Consider the following 15128-nt stretch of genomic DNA (forward strand, 5'->3'; position numbering starts at 1 on the left):
GGGGTGGCCGCGGTGCCGGTGCCGGTGCCGCTTTTCGCGGGGGTGCTGTGCGCGGGGACGGCCGCCTGGGCCCTGGCCGGGGGAGACCGGGTGTCCCGGCGGGCCCGGGTGGTGCTCGCCGGGGGCCGGCCCCTGCTGCCCCGAGGCCCGAGGCGCCGGGAGCGGCTGGTGATCGCGGTGCGGGTACGTGCCGCGCGGTGGCGGGAGTGGTGCTGCCTCGGGATCGGGCTCGTGGTCGCCTTGCTCGGCGGGTCGCTGATCCCGCTGGCGGCGGGCGCGGCGGCGGTGCCGATCGTGCGGCGGTGGCTACGGGGCCGGCGCGGGGAGCGGGCGCGAGCAGCCCGGGCCGCCGGGGTGATCGCGCTGTGCGGAGCGGCGGTGGGCGAGCTGCGGGCGGGGGCCCAGCCCGGGCAGGCGCTGATGGCGGCGATACGGCGGACGGCTGCGGGCCCCGGCGGTCCGGGTGCGAACGAGGCGGCGGTGCTGGCCGCCGCGGCGTTCGGCGGGGACGTCCCCGCGGCGCTGCGGCAGGCGGCGCGGGAGCCCGGCGCGGCAGGGCTGGCCGGGATGGCCGCCTGCTGGTCGATCTCCGTGGACGGGGGCGCGGGGCTGGCCGCCGGACTGGACCGGCTGGAAGGGGCGTTGCGGGCCGAGCGGGACCGGCAGGAGTCGCTGCGGGCCCAGTTGGCGGGGGCGAGGTCGACGACCGTGGTGTTGGCCCTGCTGCCGCTGGTCGGTCTGCTGATCGGCACCGGGCTCGGGGCGGATCCGCTCCGCGTGCTGCTGCACACCCCGGTCGGGTGGGGCTGTCTGCTGGCGGGCGGGGTGCTGGAGGCGCTGGGGCTGCTGTGGTGCCGGCGGATCGTACGGGCGGGTGAGCGGTGATGGGCGCTCTCGTGGTCCACAGGCTGGGGATGGCGGTGTGCCTCGCGGCGGCTGCCGTGCTGTGCACGGCCTCGGCGGTGGCGGCGCGGGTCCGGGCTCGGGCGGCCCGGCGCAGGATCGCGGCGCTGCTGTCAGCGGAACCGGAGCGGCGGGCGCGGGCGCTCGGATCCGGGTTGCTGGCGGTGGTGAAGGCGTGGGCCGGCCCGGCCGGGGCGCTGTTGGCGACCTGGGTGCTGGTCGGCGGTGCGCCGGGCGTACTGGCCGGCTGCGGGGCGGCGGTCGGGGTGTGGCGCTGGCTGCGGCGGGCACGACCGTCGGCCGGGGTGGATCCGCAGGAGGCGGAGCGTCAGTTGCCGTTCGCCGCCGACCTGTTGGCGGCCTGCCTGGCGGCCGGTGCGGCGCCGGTGGAGGCCGCTGAGGTGGTCGGTGAATCGCTGGGCGGCCCGGTGGGCGAACGGTTGGCGCTGGCCGGGGCGGAGCTGCGGCTCGGCGGCGAACCGGGGGCGGCGTGGGGGAGGTTGGCGGAGATACCGGGCGCCAGGGCGCTCGCGGAATGCCTGGAGCGGGCAGCCCGGACGGGTGCTCCGGCCGCGGAGCCGGTCTCCCGGCTGGCGACGGCCCTGCGCGAGGACCGGGTCCGTCAGGCGGGCGCCCGGGCGCAGCGGGCGGCGGTGCTCGTCACCGCTCCGGTGGGGCTGTGTTTCCTCCCCGCGTTTCTCGCGGTCGGAGTGGCCCCGGTGGTGATCGGAATGGCTTCCGGGCTCCTCTCCGCCACCTGACGTCACAACAGAAACTCTGGCCTCAAGTCAGCGACTGAAATCAAAACTGAGATCACGTCAATAATACGAATCAACGGGAGGCAGTCATGAGGATCATCTGGTTTCGTGTGCGGTCGGCGCTGAGTGGCCGCGCCAACGACGCGGGCATGTCCACTTCCGAATACGCCATGGGCACGATCGCGGCGTGTGCATTCGCGGCCGTTCTGTACAAGGTGGTGACGAGTGACGTGGTCTCCACGGCACTTCAGTCGACCATCGGGAAGGCGCTCGATGTGCCCTTCTGAGGAAAAGCGCCGCGGGCCGGGCGACCGGGGATACGTGACGGCGGAGGCCGCCCTGGTGATCCCCGCGCTCGTGCTCTTCGCGACCCTGCTGGTGTGGGCGCTGATGGCGGCGGCCGCGCAGATCCGGTGTGTCGACGCGGCGAGGGCCGGCGCCCGGGCGGCGGCCCGGTCGGAGCCGCCGGGCGTGGCGGAGGCGGCGGCCCGGGCGGCCGCCCCGCCGGGGGCGGAAGTGGGGCTGGAGCGCAACGGGGACCTGTGGCGGGTCCGGGTGGCGGCGCCGGCGCCCGGCCCGGGCGGGCTGCCGGTGCGGCTCGGGGCGCAGGCGGTGGCTCTGGCGGAGGACGCGGTGGGGCCGCCGCCATGAGCCGGGACCGGGGTTCGGCAACGGTGTGGGCGGCGCTGGTGGCGACCGTGCTCGGAGCGGTGTTCGGAGGGGTGCTGCTGCTCGGCCAAGCCGTCGTGGCCCGTCACCGGGCGGCGGCGGCCGCCGACCTGGCTTCCCTCGCGGCGGCCGCCACCTGGACCCACGGCCCGGAGGCCGCCTGTACCGCGGCCCGCCGGGTCGCAGCGGCACAGGGCGCGGCCGTGACCGCCTGCAGCGTCGGGGGCGAGGTGGCCGAGGTGACGGCCCGACCCGCGACGGGCCCCTTCACACCGACGATCAGAGCCCGTGCGGGGCCGCCACTGCCTGCCTCCGGCTGACCCGGGCGCCGCTGCCCGCCTCCGGCTGACCCGGGCGGGCGCGCCGCCGCCTGCCTTCGGCTGACCTGGGCGGGCCCGCCGGGGCCTGTCGCCCGTTGAACGGCCCGTGACCGCCGGCGCTTGCCGTCCACGGACCCGCGCAGGTGCGCCCCTGAGCGTCCTGCCCGCCGCAGGCAGGCCCGGCTGCGGACCGGCGGTCGGCCCTCAGGGTGGTGGGGCCTGGGCGAGGAGGCGGGTGAGGAGGCGGATCGCGCCGCGCTTGTGGAGAGGGTCGTTGCCGTTGCCGCACTTGGGGGACTGGATGCAGGAGGGGCATCCGGACTCGCATTCGCAGGCGGCGATCGCGTCGCGGGTCGCCGTCAGCCAGGCGCGGGCCGTGTGGAAGGCGCGCTCCGCGAAGCCGGCGCCACCCGGGTGGCCGTCGTAGACGAACACGGTGGGGAGGAGGGTGTCGGGATGCAGCGGGACGGAGACCCCGCCGATGTCCCAGCGGTCGCAGGTGGCGAACAGCGGGAGCAGGCCGATGGAGGCGTGCTCGGCGGCGTGCAGGGCCCCGCCGAGGATCTCCGGGTTGATCCGGGCCTCGTCGAGCTGGTCCTCGGTCACGGTCCACCACACGGCACGGGTGCGCAGGGTGCGGGGCGGCAGGTCCAGCTTGGCTTCGCCGAGCACCTCGCCGGTGATCAATTTGCGGCGCAGGTACGAGACGACCTGGTTGGTCACCTCGACCGAGCCGAAGCAGAGCCGGGCCGGACCCCAGGGGATCTCGGTCTCGGTCTCCAGGACGGAGATGGAGGTGGTGTCGCGGGCGGTGGTCGAGAACGGCGGGCTGGCCTCCTCGACCAGCGCGACCGAATCCTCCAGGTCCAGCCGCTTCACCAGATAGGTGCGGCCCTGGTGGAGGTGGACGGCCCCCTCGTGGACGGCGGTGTGGGCCGCGGCCTCGTCGACGGTGCCCAGCAGGCGCCCGGTGGCCGCCTCGACGATCTGTACGGGGGAGCCGCCCCCGCCGCGGATGTCGGTCAGGTCCGAGGCCCGCTCCCGGCGGGTCCAGTGCCAGGCCGTGGCCCGGCGCCTGAGCAGTTTCGCCGCCACCAGCTGCGGGACCAGCTCTGCGGCCGCCGGGCCGAACAGGGCGAGGTCCGCCTCCGTCAGGGGGATCTCGGCGGCGGCCGCGCACAGGTGCGGAGCCAGGACGTACGGGTTGTCCGGGTCCAGGACCGTGGCTTCCACCGGTTGGCGGAACAGGGCCTCCGGATGGTGGACCAGGTACGTGTCGAGCGGGTCGTCGCGGGCGATCAGCACGGCCAGGGCGCCCTGCCCCGAGCGCCCGGCCCGGCCCGCCTGCTGCCACAGGGAGGCCCTGGTGCCCGGATACCCGGTGATCAGGACGGCGTCCAGGCCAGAGACGTCCACGCCGAGCTCCAGGGCGGTGGTGGCGGCCAGGCCGAGCAGTTCGCCGGAGTGCAGGGCCCGCTCCAGGGCCCGGCGCTCCTCGGGCAGGTAGCCGCCCCGGTAGGCCGCGACCCGCCGGGGCAGGGACCGGTCCACCTCGGCGAGCCGCTCCTGGGCGATCACCGCGATCAGCTCCGCTCCGCGTCGGGAGCGCACGAAGGCGACCGTACGGACCCCCTGGACGACCAGGTCGGCCAGCAGCTCGGCGGTCTCGGCCGTCGCGGTGCGGCGTACCGGCGCGCCCTTCTCGCCCCGCAGCTCGGTCAGCAGCGGCGGCTCCCACAGGGCGAAGACCACCTCGCCGCGCGGAGAGGCGTCGTCGGTGACCTCGATGATCGGGACGCCCGTCAGCCGGGACGCTGCGGCCGCCGGGTCGCTCGCGGTGGCGGAGGCCAGCAGGAACACCGGATCGGCGCCGTAGCGGGCGCACAGCCGCCGTAGCCGGCGCAGCACCTGGGCCACGTGGGAGCCGAATACGCCCCGGTAGGTGTGGCACTCGTCGATGACCACGTAGCGCAGCGCGCGCAGGAAGGAGGACCAGCGGGGATGGGCGGGCAGGATCCCCCGGTGCAGCATGTCGGGGTTGGTGAGGACGTAGTTCGCGTACTGGCGCACCCATTCGCGTTCTTCCACCGGCGTGTCGCCGTCGTATACGGCGGGCCGGACCGCGTTGCCCAGGGGCGCGGCGAGCGAGCGCACGGCGCGCCGCTGGTCGGCCGCGAGGGCCTTGGTCGGGGCCAGGTAGAGCGCGGTCGCGCCGCGGCCGTTCGGGGCCTCGGCGCCGTCCGCAAGGGCGGAGAGGACGGGCGCGAGGTAGGCCAGAGACTTGCCCGAGGCGGTGCCGGTGGCGACGACCACCGACTCGCCGTCCAGGGCGTGCTCGGCGGCCGTGGCCTGATGTTCCCACGGATGTTCGATGCCCGAGGCCCGAATCGCCGCTACGACATCCGTTCGGATGCGGTCGGGCCAGACTGCATGACGGCCCTCCCGAGGGGGCAAGTGCTCCGTATGGGTGATGCGCGCAGGTCGGGAAGGCCCCCGTGAGAGCCGGTCCAGGACCGTGCCGGGAGTGGGTCGTGGGTCCTCGGGTGCCGTGGGCCGACCGGGACGGTGAGTATTGGCCATTGGAACCGAGTGTGTCACCGGCGTGCGGGACAATGGTCCGAAGGCGTCGTGCGCGCCTGCCGGTAAGTGATTGAATGCCATCGCGGTAGCCAATCCCTCCCCTGCCTACGGGTGGGGAGGCCCCTGGGGGGCGCCGCTCGATAGCAAGGTGCTGGAGGATCCGTGGACCTGTCCCTGTCGACTCGCACTGTCGGCGACCGCACGGTCGTGGAGGTCGGTGGCGAGATTGATGTGTATACCGCGCCCAAGCTGCGCGAGCAGTTGGTCGAGTTGGTGAACGACGGCAGCTACCACCTGGTTGTCGACATGGAGCGAGTGGACTTCCTCGACTCCACCGGCCTTGGTGTGCTCGTGGGAGGTCTCAAGCGCGTCCGTGCGCACGAGGGCTCGCTGCGTCTGGTCTGCAACCAGGAGCGCATCCTGAAGATCTTCCGCATCACCGGTCTGACGAAGGTGTTCCCGATCCACACGACGGTGGAAGACGCCGTCGCCGCCACCGACTGACGGCCTCACCCTCTGGGGCGCCGCGAGGCGCCGCGGGGGGAGCCGAAGAGGAGCAGGAGCGGGGGCGCGGGCCGAAGCGGTCCGGGCCCCTGTAAGGCACGCCCGTAGTCCGAGGGGGACGCGCATGGCCACCGTTGAACTGCGCTTCAGCGCCCAGCCCGAACACGTCCGGACGGCCCGCCTCGTCGCGGCGGCCGTGGCGCGGCGGGCCGGCGTGGACGAAGCCGTGCTCGACGAGGTCCGCCTCGCCGTGGGCGAAGCCTGCTCGCGCGCCGTCGGCCTGCACCTCAGCAACGGGCTGACCGCGCCCGTCCGGGTGGTCCTGACCGAGGAGGAGAAGCTGTTCTCCATCGAGGTCGGTGACCAGGTGCCCGGACCGGCCGGCGGCCCGGAGGGCGCCGTGCCCGGCTTGGACGCCGCCCTGGACCCGGACACCGAAACCGAGGACGAGATGGGTCTCGCGGTGATCAGCGGGCTCGTCGACGACGTCGAGGTGACGAGCGGGGAGGCAGGCGGGACCATCCGGATGAGCTGGCCCGTGTCCGGCGCGCCCGATCTTCCGTAGTCCGGCGGTCCCACAGCCCCGCGAAACCGCGGTCCGGAGACTTTTCCGATCTTAATCAAGGCCCTGCTGAGCAGGGCCTTTTTTCATACCCGTGCAGCATTTTCTAGATCGCTGATCGGCAGTCAATGCCTTTGTCCCATTACTTCTTTCGGGGGGTAATGGAGTGACGCGATCTATTGCTGAGGAGCAAGAGCAGGCCAATTCCGTTTCCTGCGTACTGTTTTGATCGGGAAGAGCTCCCTACAATCCGTCCACATCTTGAGCTCATCACGTCAAGGAGGACGAATGACGGGGCTCTTCACCCCCAACGCGCCGATCGGGAACTCCGATCTGGCAGCCGCAGTACTCACCGATGGAAATCGGCTCATCGTCATGGTGATCGCGGCCGTGGCACTTGCCGCACTCGTCGTCGCGCAGATCCTGGTCCGCCAGGTCCTCGCCGCCGACGAGGGAACCGACAGCATGAAGGAAATCGCCGCCGCCGTCCAGGAAGGCGCCAACGCCTACCTCGGCCGGCAGTTGCGCACCCTCGGGATCTTCGCCGTCGTCGTGTTCTTCCTGCTCTTCCTGCTCCCCGCCGACGACTGGACGCAGCGGGCGGGACGTTCCGCCTTCTTCCTCGTGGGCGCCCTCTTCTCGGCGGCCACCGGCTACATCGGCATGCGGCTCGCGGTCCGCGCCAACGTCCGCGTCGCCGCCGCAGCACGCGAGGCCACCCCGGCCGAGGGCGAGGCCGCCAAGGACCTGACCGAGGTCTCCCACAAGGCCATGCGGATCGCCTTCCGCACCGGTGGCGTCGTCGGCATGTTCACCGTCGGCCTCGGCCTGCTCGGCGCCTCCTGCGTCGTCCTGGTCTACGCCGCCGACGCCCCCAAGGTCCTGGAGGGCTTCGGGCTCGGCGCCGCCCTGATCGCGATGTTCATGCGCGTCGGCGGTGGCATCTTCACCAAGGCCGCCGACGTCGGCGCCGACCTGGTCGGCAAGGTCGAGCAGGGCATTCCGGAGGACGACCCGCGCAATGCCGCGACCATCGCCGACAATGTGGGCGACAACGTCGGCGACTGCGCCGGTATGGCGGCCGACCTCTTCGAGTCGTACGCCGTCACCCTCGTGGCCGCGCTCATCCTCGGCAAGGCCGCCTTCGGCGACCTGGGCCTGGCATTCCCGCTGATCGTCCCCGCGATCGGCGTCGTCACCGCCATGATCGGCATCTTCGCGGTCTCCCCGCGCCGTTCCGACCGCAGCGGAATGACCGCCATCAACCGCGGCTTCTTCATCTCCGCCGTGATCTCGCTGGTCCTGGTCGGCATCGCCGTCTTCGCCTACCTGCCGGCCAGCTACAAGGACCTCGTCGGCGTCGAGAACGCCTCGATCACCAACCACTCCGGTGACCCGCGCATCCTGGCCCTCGTCGCCGTCGCGATCGGCATCCTGCTCGCGGCCCTGATCCAGCAGCTGACCGGCTACTTCACCGAGACCAACCGCCGTCCCGTCCGGGACATCGGCAAGTCCTCCCTGACCGGCGCGGCCACCGTCGTCCTCGCCGGTATCTCCGTCGGCCTGGAGTCCGCCGTCTACACGGCGCTGCTCATCGGCCTCGGCGTGTACGGGGCGTTCCTGCTCGGCGGTACGTCGATCATGCTGGCGCTCTTCGCGGTGGCCCTGGCCGGCACCGGTCTGCTCACCACCGTCGGCGTCATCGTCGCCATGGACACCTTCGGGCCCGTCTCCGACAACGCCCAGGGCATCGCCGAGATGTCCGGCGACGTCGAGGGCGCCGGTGCACAGGTCCTGACCGACCTGGACGCCGTCGGCAACACCACCAAGGCCATCACCAAGGGCATCGCGATCGCCACCGCCGTGCTCGCCGCGGCCGCGCTGTTCGGCTCGTACAGCGACGCCATCGCGGGCGCGATCAAGCAGGTCGGGGCCAAGGCGGGCGAGATGAACCTCAGCCTGGACATCGCCCAGCCCAACAACCTCGTCGGCCTGATCCTGGGCGCCGCGGTCGTGTTCCTGTTCTCCGGCCTCGCCATCAACGCCGTCTCCCGCTCCGCGGGCGCCGTCGTCTACGAGGTGCGCCGCCAGTTCCGCGAGCACCCCGGGATCATGGACTACTCCGAGAAGCCCGAGTACGGGCGCGTCGTGGACATCTGCACCAAGGACGCGCTGCGCGAACTCGCCACGCCCGGCCTGCTCGCCGTCCTGACCCCGATCGCGGTCGGGTTCTCGCTCGGCGTCGGTGCGCTCGGCTCGTTCCTCGCGGGCGCCATCGGAACCGGCACCCTGATGGCGGTCTTCCTCGCCAACTCCGGTGGTGCGTGGGACAACGCGAAGAAGCTCGTCGAGGACGGCCACCACGGCGGCAAGGGCAGCGAGGCCCACGCCGCGACCGTCATCGGCGACACGGTCGGCGACCCGTTCAAGGACACGGCGGGTCCCGCGATCAACCCGCTGCTCAAGGTCATGAACCTGGTGGCCCTGCTGATCGCCCCGGCGGTCGTGCAGTTCAGCTACGGCGCGGACGCGAGCGCGACCGTCCGTGCGATCGTCGCGGTCCTCGCCATCGCCGTCATCATCACCGCGGTGTACATCTCCAAGCGCCGCGGCATCGCGGTCGGGGACGAGGACGAGGGCGAGGGGGCGTCCGCCGAGCGGGTCTCCCAGCAGGCCGATCCCGCGGTGGTTTCCTGACCTCAGGGGCGACCCTGGGCGGGGCCGGAGGGCCCATCGGCCCGAGGACTCGTAGGTACGACCGAAGGGCGGACAGGCGGCGCGGACTGACGCGCCGTCTGTCCGCCTTTCTGCGTGCCCGGATGGCGGACGTGTATCTTCCGGGCCGAGAGCCTTCGAAGGGACCAATCCGGTGAACAAGAAGTTTGCGGCCGCGGTGTCCGGCGGTGCGGTACTGATGCTCGTGCTGTCCGGCTGCGGCGGTGACGACGGGGACGAGAAGGCCAACGCCTGGGCCAAGAAGGTCTGCGACAAGTGGCAGCCCGAGCTGAAGAAGATCGAGACCGCCAACGCGGACATCAAGCGGGTGGCGACCGAGAGCAGCAAGCCCGACGAGGTGCAGACGACCGACTCGGCGGCGTTCGGGAGCATGTCCGGGGCGTACCAGTCGATGGGGAACGCCCTGCAGGGGGCGGGAGTTCCTCCGGTCAAGGACGGCCAGACGACCCAGGAAGCGGCGGTCAAGGGCTTCGCGGCGACGTCCAAGGGCTACGCCGACCTGAAGACGAAGATGGAAGGCCTGGACCCGAAGGACCAGACGAAGTTCGCCGAGGGCCTCAAGGAGGTGGCCGGCGGACTCGAAGCGGCCACCCAGGGCGGCAAGGACGCGCTTAACACGCTCAAGACGGGCGGCCTGGACAAGGCGATGAACGGCCAGAAGGGCTGCCAGGTCACGACGCCGTCGCCGGCGAAGTGAGGTAGCGGGCCGCCTCGGTCGCCGGCGGTCACGGCGGCTACGGCGGTCGCGGCGTCACAACGGCCACAGGGGCCACGACAGCCACAGCGGCCACAGCGGTACGCGGAACGGGGCGGCGGGGTGCGGGGCGCCCCGCCGCCCCGGCGCATACCGGGTCACCGGGTCACCGGCCGCGCGGCGCACGCTTCTGCGGCGTCAGCCGACACAATGGACCGGTGAGTACCACCAGCCTTCCCACGCCCGACCGCGCCGCCGAGCTCCGCACGGCCCTGCTCGCCGCCGGCTTCACCGCCGACGGCCTGCTCGACCTGCTCGGCGCCCCCGCCTACGCCGCGCTGGCCCGCAGCGAGACGGTCCCCGCCCTGCGCGCCACGCGCGGCAGTGGCGACGGCCCGCTCGCGAGCCTGGTCCGGCTGTTCCTGCTCCAGCAGTCGGAGCCGTACGCGCGCGCCGCGCAGGCGCTGCCCGTCGAAGCCGCGCTGGCCGACGGCTGGCTGCGCAGGGAGGAGGCCGCCGGTGGCGAGGACACGGTGTACGCCACCGTCGACGTGCGCCCGTTCGGCGGTCCCGACGGCGAGGACTGGTTCATCGTCTCCGACCTCGGCTGCGCCGTCGGCGGGGCCGGCGGGATCGGCAGCCGCGAGGAGGGCGTGGTCCTCGGGGTCGGCGGAGCCTCCACGACGCTGGCCGGGATCACCGTCCGCACCCCGGTCGCGACCGCCCTCGACCTCGGCACCGGCTCCGGCATCCAGGCCCTGCACGCCGCCGGGCACGCCACCCGGGTCACCGCCACCGACGTCAACCCGCGGGCCCTGGAATTCACCCGTCTGACCCTGGCGCTGTCCGGCGCCCAGGAGGCCGAGCTGCTCCTCGGGTCCCTGTTCGAGCCGGTCGGCGAGTCCACGTACGACCTGATCGTGTCGAATCCGCCGTTCGTGATCTCTCCCGGTGCCCGGCTGACGTACCGCGACGGCGGGATGGGCGGCGACGACCTGTGCCGGACCCTCGTCCAGCAGGCCGGCACGCACCTCAACCCGGGCGGGTACGCGCAGTTCCTCGGCAACTGGCAGCACGTGGAGGGCGAGGACTGGCACGACCGGGTCCGCTCCTGGGTGCCGCGCGGCTGCGATGCGTGGATCGTGCAGCGTGACGTGCAGGACGTGACGCAGTACGCGGAACTTTGGCTGCGCGACGCGGGCGACCACCGCACCGACCCCGCCGAGTACACCCGCCGGTACGAGGACTGGCTGGACGAGTTCGAGGCCCGCAAGACCAAGGCCGTCGGCTTCGGCTGGATCACGCTGCGCCGCAGCGACGCAGTGGAGCCGTCGGTCGTGGTCGAGGAGTGGCCGCATTCGGTGGAACAGCCTCTGGGCGACGCCGTCGTCGCCCACTTCGCCCGGCAGGACTACCTGCGGGACCACGACGACGCGGCCCTGCTGGAGGCCCGCTTCGTGCTGGCGGCGGAGGTCGTCCAGGAGCAGGTCGGCGCGCCCGGCGCGGAGGACCCGGAGCACGTGGTGCTCCGCCAGAACCGCGGGATGCGTCGCGCGACCAAGGTCGACACGGTCGGGGCGGGATTCGCGGGAGTGTGCGACGGCTCACTCACGGCGGGCCGGATCCTGGACGCGATCGCGCACCTGGTGCAGGAGGATCCGGTGGTCCTGCGGGACCGGACTCCGGAGTCGATCCGGATGCTGGTCGAGCAGGGATTCCTGGAGCCGACCGAGAGCTGACGGTGCCCTGCCGGCGCCGCCGCGGCCCTGTCGGCGGCCCCGGCGGCGCCCCTTCCGCGGCCGCCGGGCCGTGGCCGGATCCGTGATGTAACCCGGGGTTCGCGCGCCGTTTCCCCTCGGCTGTCAGGCTCCCGTACGGGGGACGGCCAAGGGGTCGGAGACGGGATCCGGGGGGATCCGTACGGGACCCCTGGAGCGGCCCGAGGGTAAGGGGGGAACGGCATGGAGAGCGGTCCGGCAATCTTCGCGGGGGCCGTGTTCCTGCTGTTCGGAGCCGCTCTGCTGGGCTGGACGGGGGCGCGTACCCTGCACCGCGCGCCGGTGGCCGAGGGTGTGCGCCCCGTCGTGGCCGTTCCGCTGGCGCTGCTCGCCTCCGGAGTGTCCCTGGCGCTCGGCGTCTGGTGCCTCGCCCGCCCGTGACCCGGGGCCTGCTCACCGGCGCGCCGACCAGTGTGGATCTTGGTCGGAAACAGGACGTCAGGTGGGTGCGGGAGCGGGGCCAGACGGCCCCCTGGCCACTCGGCCCGGTGATCGCGACGGGTCCGGCGCGGTATCCGGGCGGCAGAAATGGCACTTGTCGGGTTACCGTTCGAGTGGCCGTTGCGGGCTTCCGCCGTTTGACACGGGGGCGGGTTGTACCGTCACACTCCGCAGCGTCGCCGTACCGCGACCGAGTGCCGACCGGAGAGAAGAGCCAAGTTGTCCCCGACTAGCGAGACCGCAAAGGGCGGCCGCCGACTCGTCATCGTCGAGTCCCCTGCCAAGGCGAAGACCATCAAGGGCTACCTCGGCCCGGGATACGTCGTCGAGGCGAGCGTCGGGCACATCCGCGACCTGCCGAGCGGCGCGGCCGAGGTTCCCGACAAGTACACCGGCGAGGTCCGCCGTCTCGGCGTGGACGTCGAGCACGACTTCGCGCCGATCTACGTCGTCAACGCGGACAAGAAGGCGCAGGTCCGCAAGCTCAAGGACCTGCTGGCCGAGTCCGACGAACTCTTCCTCGCCACCGATGAGGACCGCGAGGGCGAAGCCATCGCGTGGCACCTGCAGGAAGTCCTCAAGCCCAAGGTCCCCGTCCACCGGATGGTCTTCCACGAGATCACCAAGGACGCGATCCGCGACGCCGTCGCCAACCCGCGCGAGCTGAACCAGCGCATGGTCGACGCCCAGGAGACCCGCCGCATCCTCGACCGCCTCTACGGCTACGAGGTCTCGCCGGTCCTGTGGAAGAAGGTCATGCCGAAGCTGTCGGCGGGCCGCGTGCAGTCGGTGGCCACCCGTCTCGTCGTCGAGCGCGAGCGCGAGCGCATCGCCTTCCGCTCCGCCGAGTACTGGGACCTCACCGGAACCTTCTCCACCGGCCGCGCCGGTGACGCCTCCGACCCCTCGACGCTGGTCGCCCGCCTGAACACGGTGGACGGCAAGCGCGTCGCGCAGGGTCGCGACTTCGGCTCGAACGGGCAGCTCAAGAGCGAGGTCCTGCACCTCGACGAGGCGAACGCCCGGGCGCTGGCCGCCGCGCTGGCGGACACCTCGTTCGCCGTCCGCTCGGTCGAGTCCAAGCCGTACCGCCGCTCCCCGTACGCTCCGTTCCGTACGACGACGCTCCAGCAGGAGGCCTCGCGCAAGCTCGGCTTCGGCGCGAAGGCGACGATGCAGGTGGCGCAGAAGCTGTACGAGAACGGCTTCATCACCTACATGCGTACCGACTCCACCACGCTCTCCGACACCGCGGTGTCGGCAGCGCGGGCGCAGGTCACGCAGCTCTACGGGGCCGACTACCTGCCGGAGAAGCCGCGTGTCTACGCGGGCAAGGTCAAGAACGCGCAGGAGGCGCACGAGGCGATCCGCCCCTCGGGTGATCGTTTCCGCACCCCGGCCGAGACCGGTCTGACCGGCGACCAGTTCCGTCTGTACGAGCTCATCTGGAAGCGGACCGTCGCCTCCCAGATGAAGGACGCGACCGGCAACTCGGTCACCGTCAAGATCGGCGGCCGCGCTTCGGACGGCCGGGACGCCGAGTTCACCGCCTCCGGCAAGACGATCACCTTCCACGGGTTCATGAAGGCGTACGTCGAGGGCGCGGACGACCCGAACGCCGAGCTCGACGACCGCGAGAAGCGGCTGCCGCAGGTCGCGGAGGGCGACGCGCTGTCGGCCGAGGAGATCACGGCGGACGGCCACTCGACCAAGCCGCCGGCCCGCTACACCGAGGCCTCGCTGGTCAAGGAGCTGGAAGAGCGGGAGATCGGCCGCCCGTCGACGTACGCGTCGATCATCGGCACGATCCTGGACCGCGGGTACGTCTTCAAGAAGGGCACGGCGCTCGTGCCGTCCTTCCTGTCGTTCGCCGTGGTCAACCTGCTGGAGACGCACTTCGGGCGACTCGTCGACTACGACTTCACGGCCAAGATGGAGGACGACCTCGACCGCATCGCGCGGGGCGAGGCCCAGTCCGTGCCGTGGCTGAAGCGGTTCTACTTCGGCTCCGAGCACGCGTCGGAGGTCGTGCCGGCCGACGGCGACCACCTCGGCGGTCTGAAGGAGCTGGTCACGGACCTCGGCGCGATCGACGCCCGGGAGATCTCCTCCTTCCCCGTGGGCGAGGGCATCGTGCTGCGTGTCGGTCGCTACGGGCCGTACGTCGAGCGCGGCGAGAAGGACGCGGAGGGCCACCAGCGGGCCGACGTGCCCGACGACCTGGCGCCCGACGAGCTGACGATCGGGTACGCGGAGGAGCTGTTCGCGAAGCCGAGCGGCGAGTTCGAGCTCGGCAAGGATCCGGTGAGCGGGAACGAAATCGTCGCCAAGGACGGTCGCTACGGGCCGTACGTGACGGAGATCCTGCCCGAGGGCACGCCGAAGACCGGCAAGAACGCGGTGAAGCCGCGGACGGCCTCGCTGTTCAAGTCGATGTCCCTCGACACCGTGACCCTGGACGACGCGCTGAAGCTGATGTCCCTTCCCCGGGTCGTGGGCGCGGACGCGGAGGGCGTGGAGATCACGTCCCAGAACGGCCGCTACGGCCCGTACCTGAAGAAGGGCACGGACTCGCGGTCGCTGGAGACCGAGGACCAGCTGTTCACGATCACGCTGGACGAGGCCCTCGCGATCTACGCGCAGCCGAAGCAGCGCGGTCGGGCGGCGGCCAAGCCGCCGCTGAAGGAGCTGGGCACGGACCCGGTCAGCGAGAAGCCGGTCGTCGTCAAGGACGGCCGCTTCGGACCGTACGTGACGGACGGCGAGACGAACGCGACGCTGCGGCGGGACGACGACGTCGAGACGATCACGCCCGAGCGGGGCTACGAGCTGCTCGCGGAGAAGCGGGCGAAGGGCCCGGCCAAGAAGACGGCGAAGAAGGCCACGGCCAAGAAGGCGCCCGCGAAGAAGGCGACGGCGACGAAGACGGCTGCCGCGAAGAAGACCGCGGCGAAGACGACGACAGCGAAGAAGACGGCCGCCAAGAAGACGGTGGCCAAGAAGGCGACGGCCAAGAAGACGGCCGCCGCCCCGGCAGCCGCCGAAGAGTAACCCCCGACGGGGACGTAACCCCGACAGGGATGTAACCCCCCGACGGGGCTGGACGCGCCGCACCGGCCGATCCAGCCCCGCCGGCCCGGGAAAAGGTGGGTCCAGGGTCACACCCGGGCTTGTCCACAGGCT

At 72.3% G+C, this 15128-nt stretch carries 13 protein-coding genes; 12 read left to right on the forward strand and 1 reads right to left on the reverse strand.

The genetic code is table 11. From position 1 onward, the window contains the following. Positions 1-3 precede the first annotated feature (3 nt). From OHA65_RS20915 to OHA65_RS20935, 5 genes are all read left to right on the forward strand, one after another. Complete coding sequence (locus OHA65_RS20915; RefSeq protein WP_328763306.1) at positions 4-885, forward strand: type II secretion system F family protein; 882 nt, start codon at positions 4-6, stop codon at positions 883-885. Further along, a complete protein-coding gene (locus OHA65_RS20920) occupies positions 885-1664 on the forward strand; it encodes a type II secretion system F family protein (RefSeq protein WP_405762275.1) in 780 nt (259 codons plus the stop codon). Before OHA65_RS20915 ends, OHA65_RS20920 begins: the two co-directional genes overlap by 1 nt. A gap of 86 nt (positions 1665-1750) precedes the next feature. Beyond that, positions 1751-1948, forward strand: coding sequence for a DUF4244 domain-containing protein (locus OHA65_RS20925; RefSeq protein WP_327284606.1), 198 nt, complete (start codon positions 1751-1753; stop codon positions 1946-1948). After that, a complete protein-coding gene (locus tag OHA65_RS20930; protein WP_327284607.1) occupies positions 1935-2312 on the forward strand; it encodes a TadE family type IV pilus minor pilin in 378 nt (125 codons plus the stop codon). Before OHA65_RS20925 ends, OHA65_RS20930 begins: the two co-directional genes overlap by 14 nt. Continuing rightward, positions 2309-2650: an Rv3654c family TadE-like protein gene (locus OHA65_RS20935; RefSeq protein WP_328763308.1), complete on the forward strand. Its 342-nt coding sequence runs from the start codon at positions 2309-2311 to the stop codon at positions 2648-2650. The genes OHA65_RS20930 and OHA65_RS20935 overlap by 4 nt, the downstream gene beginning before the upstream one ends. Positions 2651-2854: 204 nt before the next feature. On the opposite strand, the gene OHA65_RS20940 is transcribed toward OHA65_RS20935, so the two are convergent. Beyond that, positions 2855-5311 (reverse strand): DEAD/DEAH box helicase, encoded by a 2457-nt coding sequence (locus OHA65_RS20940; RefSeq protein ID WP_371644325.1) that lies wholly within the window; start codon positions 5309-5311, stop codon positions 2855-2857. 81 nt (positions 5312-5392) lie between these two features. On the opposite strand from OHA65_RS20940, the gene bldG reads away from it, so the two are divergent. The 7 genes from bldG (at position 5393) to topA (ending at position 14996) form a co-directional block, all read left to right on the forward strand. Further along, complete coding sequence (gene bldG / locus OHA65_RS20945) at positions 5393-5734, forward strand: anti-sigma factor antagonist BldG (protein WP_030152678.1); 342 nt, start codon at positions 5393-5395, stop codon at positions 5732-5734. Between the two features lie 124 nt (positions 5735-5858). After that, positions 5859-6299 carry an ATP-binding protein gene (locus OHA65_RS20950; protein ID WP_327284610.1) on the forward strand — a complete coding sequence of 147 codons (441 nt, stop codon included), beginning with the start codon at positions 5859-5861 and terminating at the stop codon, positions 6297-6299. Between the two features lie 285 nt (positions 6300-6584). After that, on the forward strand, positions 6585-8993 hold the full coding sequence (locus OHA65_RS20955; RefSeq protein WP_405762277.1) for a sodium-translocating pyrophosphatase: 2409 nt from the start codon (positions 6585-6587) through the stop codon (positions 8991-8993). 172 nt (positions 8994-9165) lie between these two features. Further along, entirely contained in the window at positions 9166-9729 is a 564-nt protein-coding gene (locus OHA65_RS20960; RefSeq protein ID WP_327284612.1) for a small secreted protein, read from the forward strand. A gap of 215 nt (positions 9730-9944) precedes the next feature. Continuing rightward, complete coding sequence (locus tag OHA65_RS20965) at positions 9945-11465, forward strand: class I SAM-dependent methyltransferase (RefSeq protein WP_328763312.1); 1521 nt, start codon at positions 9945-9947, stop codon at positions 11463-11465. A gap of 222 nt (positions 11466-11687) precedes the next feature. Beyond that, positions 11688-11885: a hypothetical protein gene (locus OHA65_RS20970; RefSeq protein WP_327284614.1), complete on the forward strand. Its 198-nt coding sequence runs from the start codon at positions 11688-11690 to the stop codon at positions 11883-11885. A 279-nt stretch (positions 11886-12164) separates the two neighbouring features. Beyond that, on the forward strand, positions 12165-14996 hold the full coding sequence (gene topA, locus OHA65_RS20975) for a type I DNA topoisomerase (protein ID WP_327284615.1): 2832 nt from the start codon (positions 12165-12167) through the stop codon (positions 14994-14996). Positions 14997-15128 lie beyond the last annotated feature (132 nt).

It is taken from the genome of Streptomyces sp. NBC_00045 (genome assembly GCF_045041095.1).
In the GTDB taxonomy this organism is placed as follows: Bacteria; Actinomycetota; Actinomycetes; order Streptomycetales; family Streptomycetaceae; genus Streptomyces.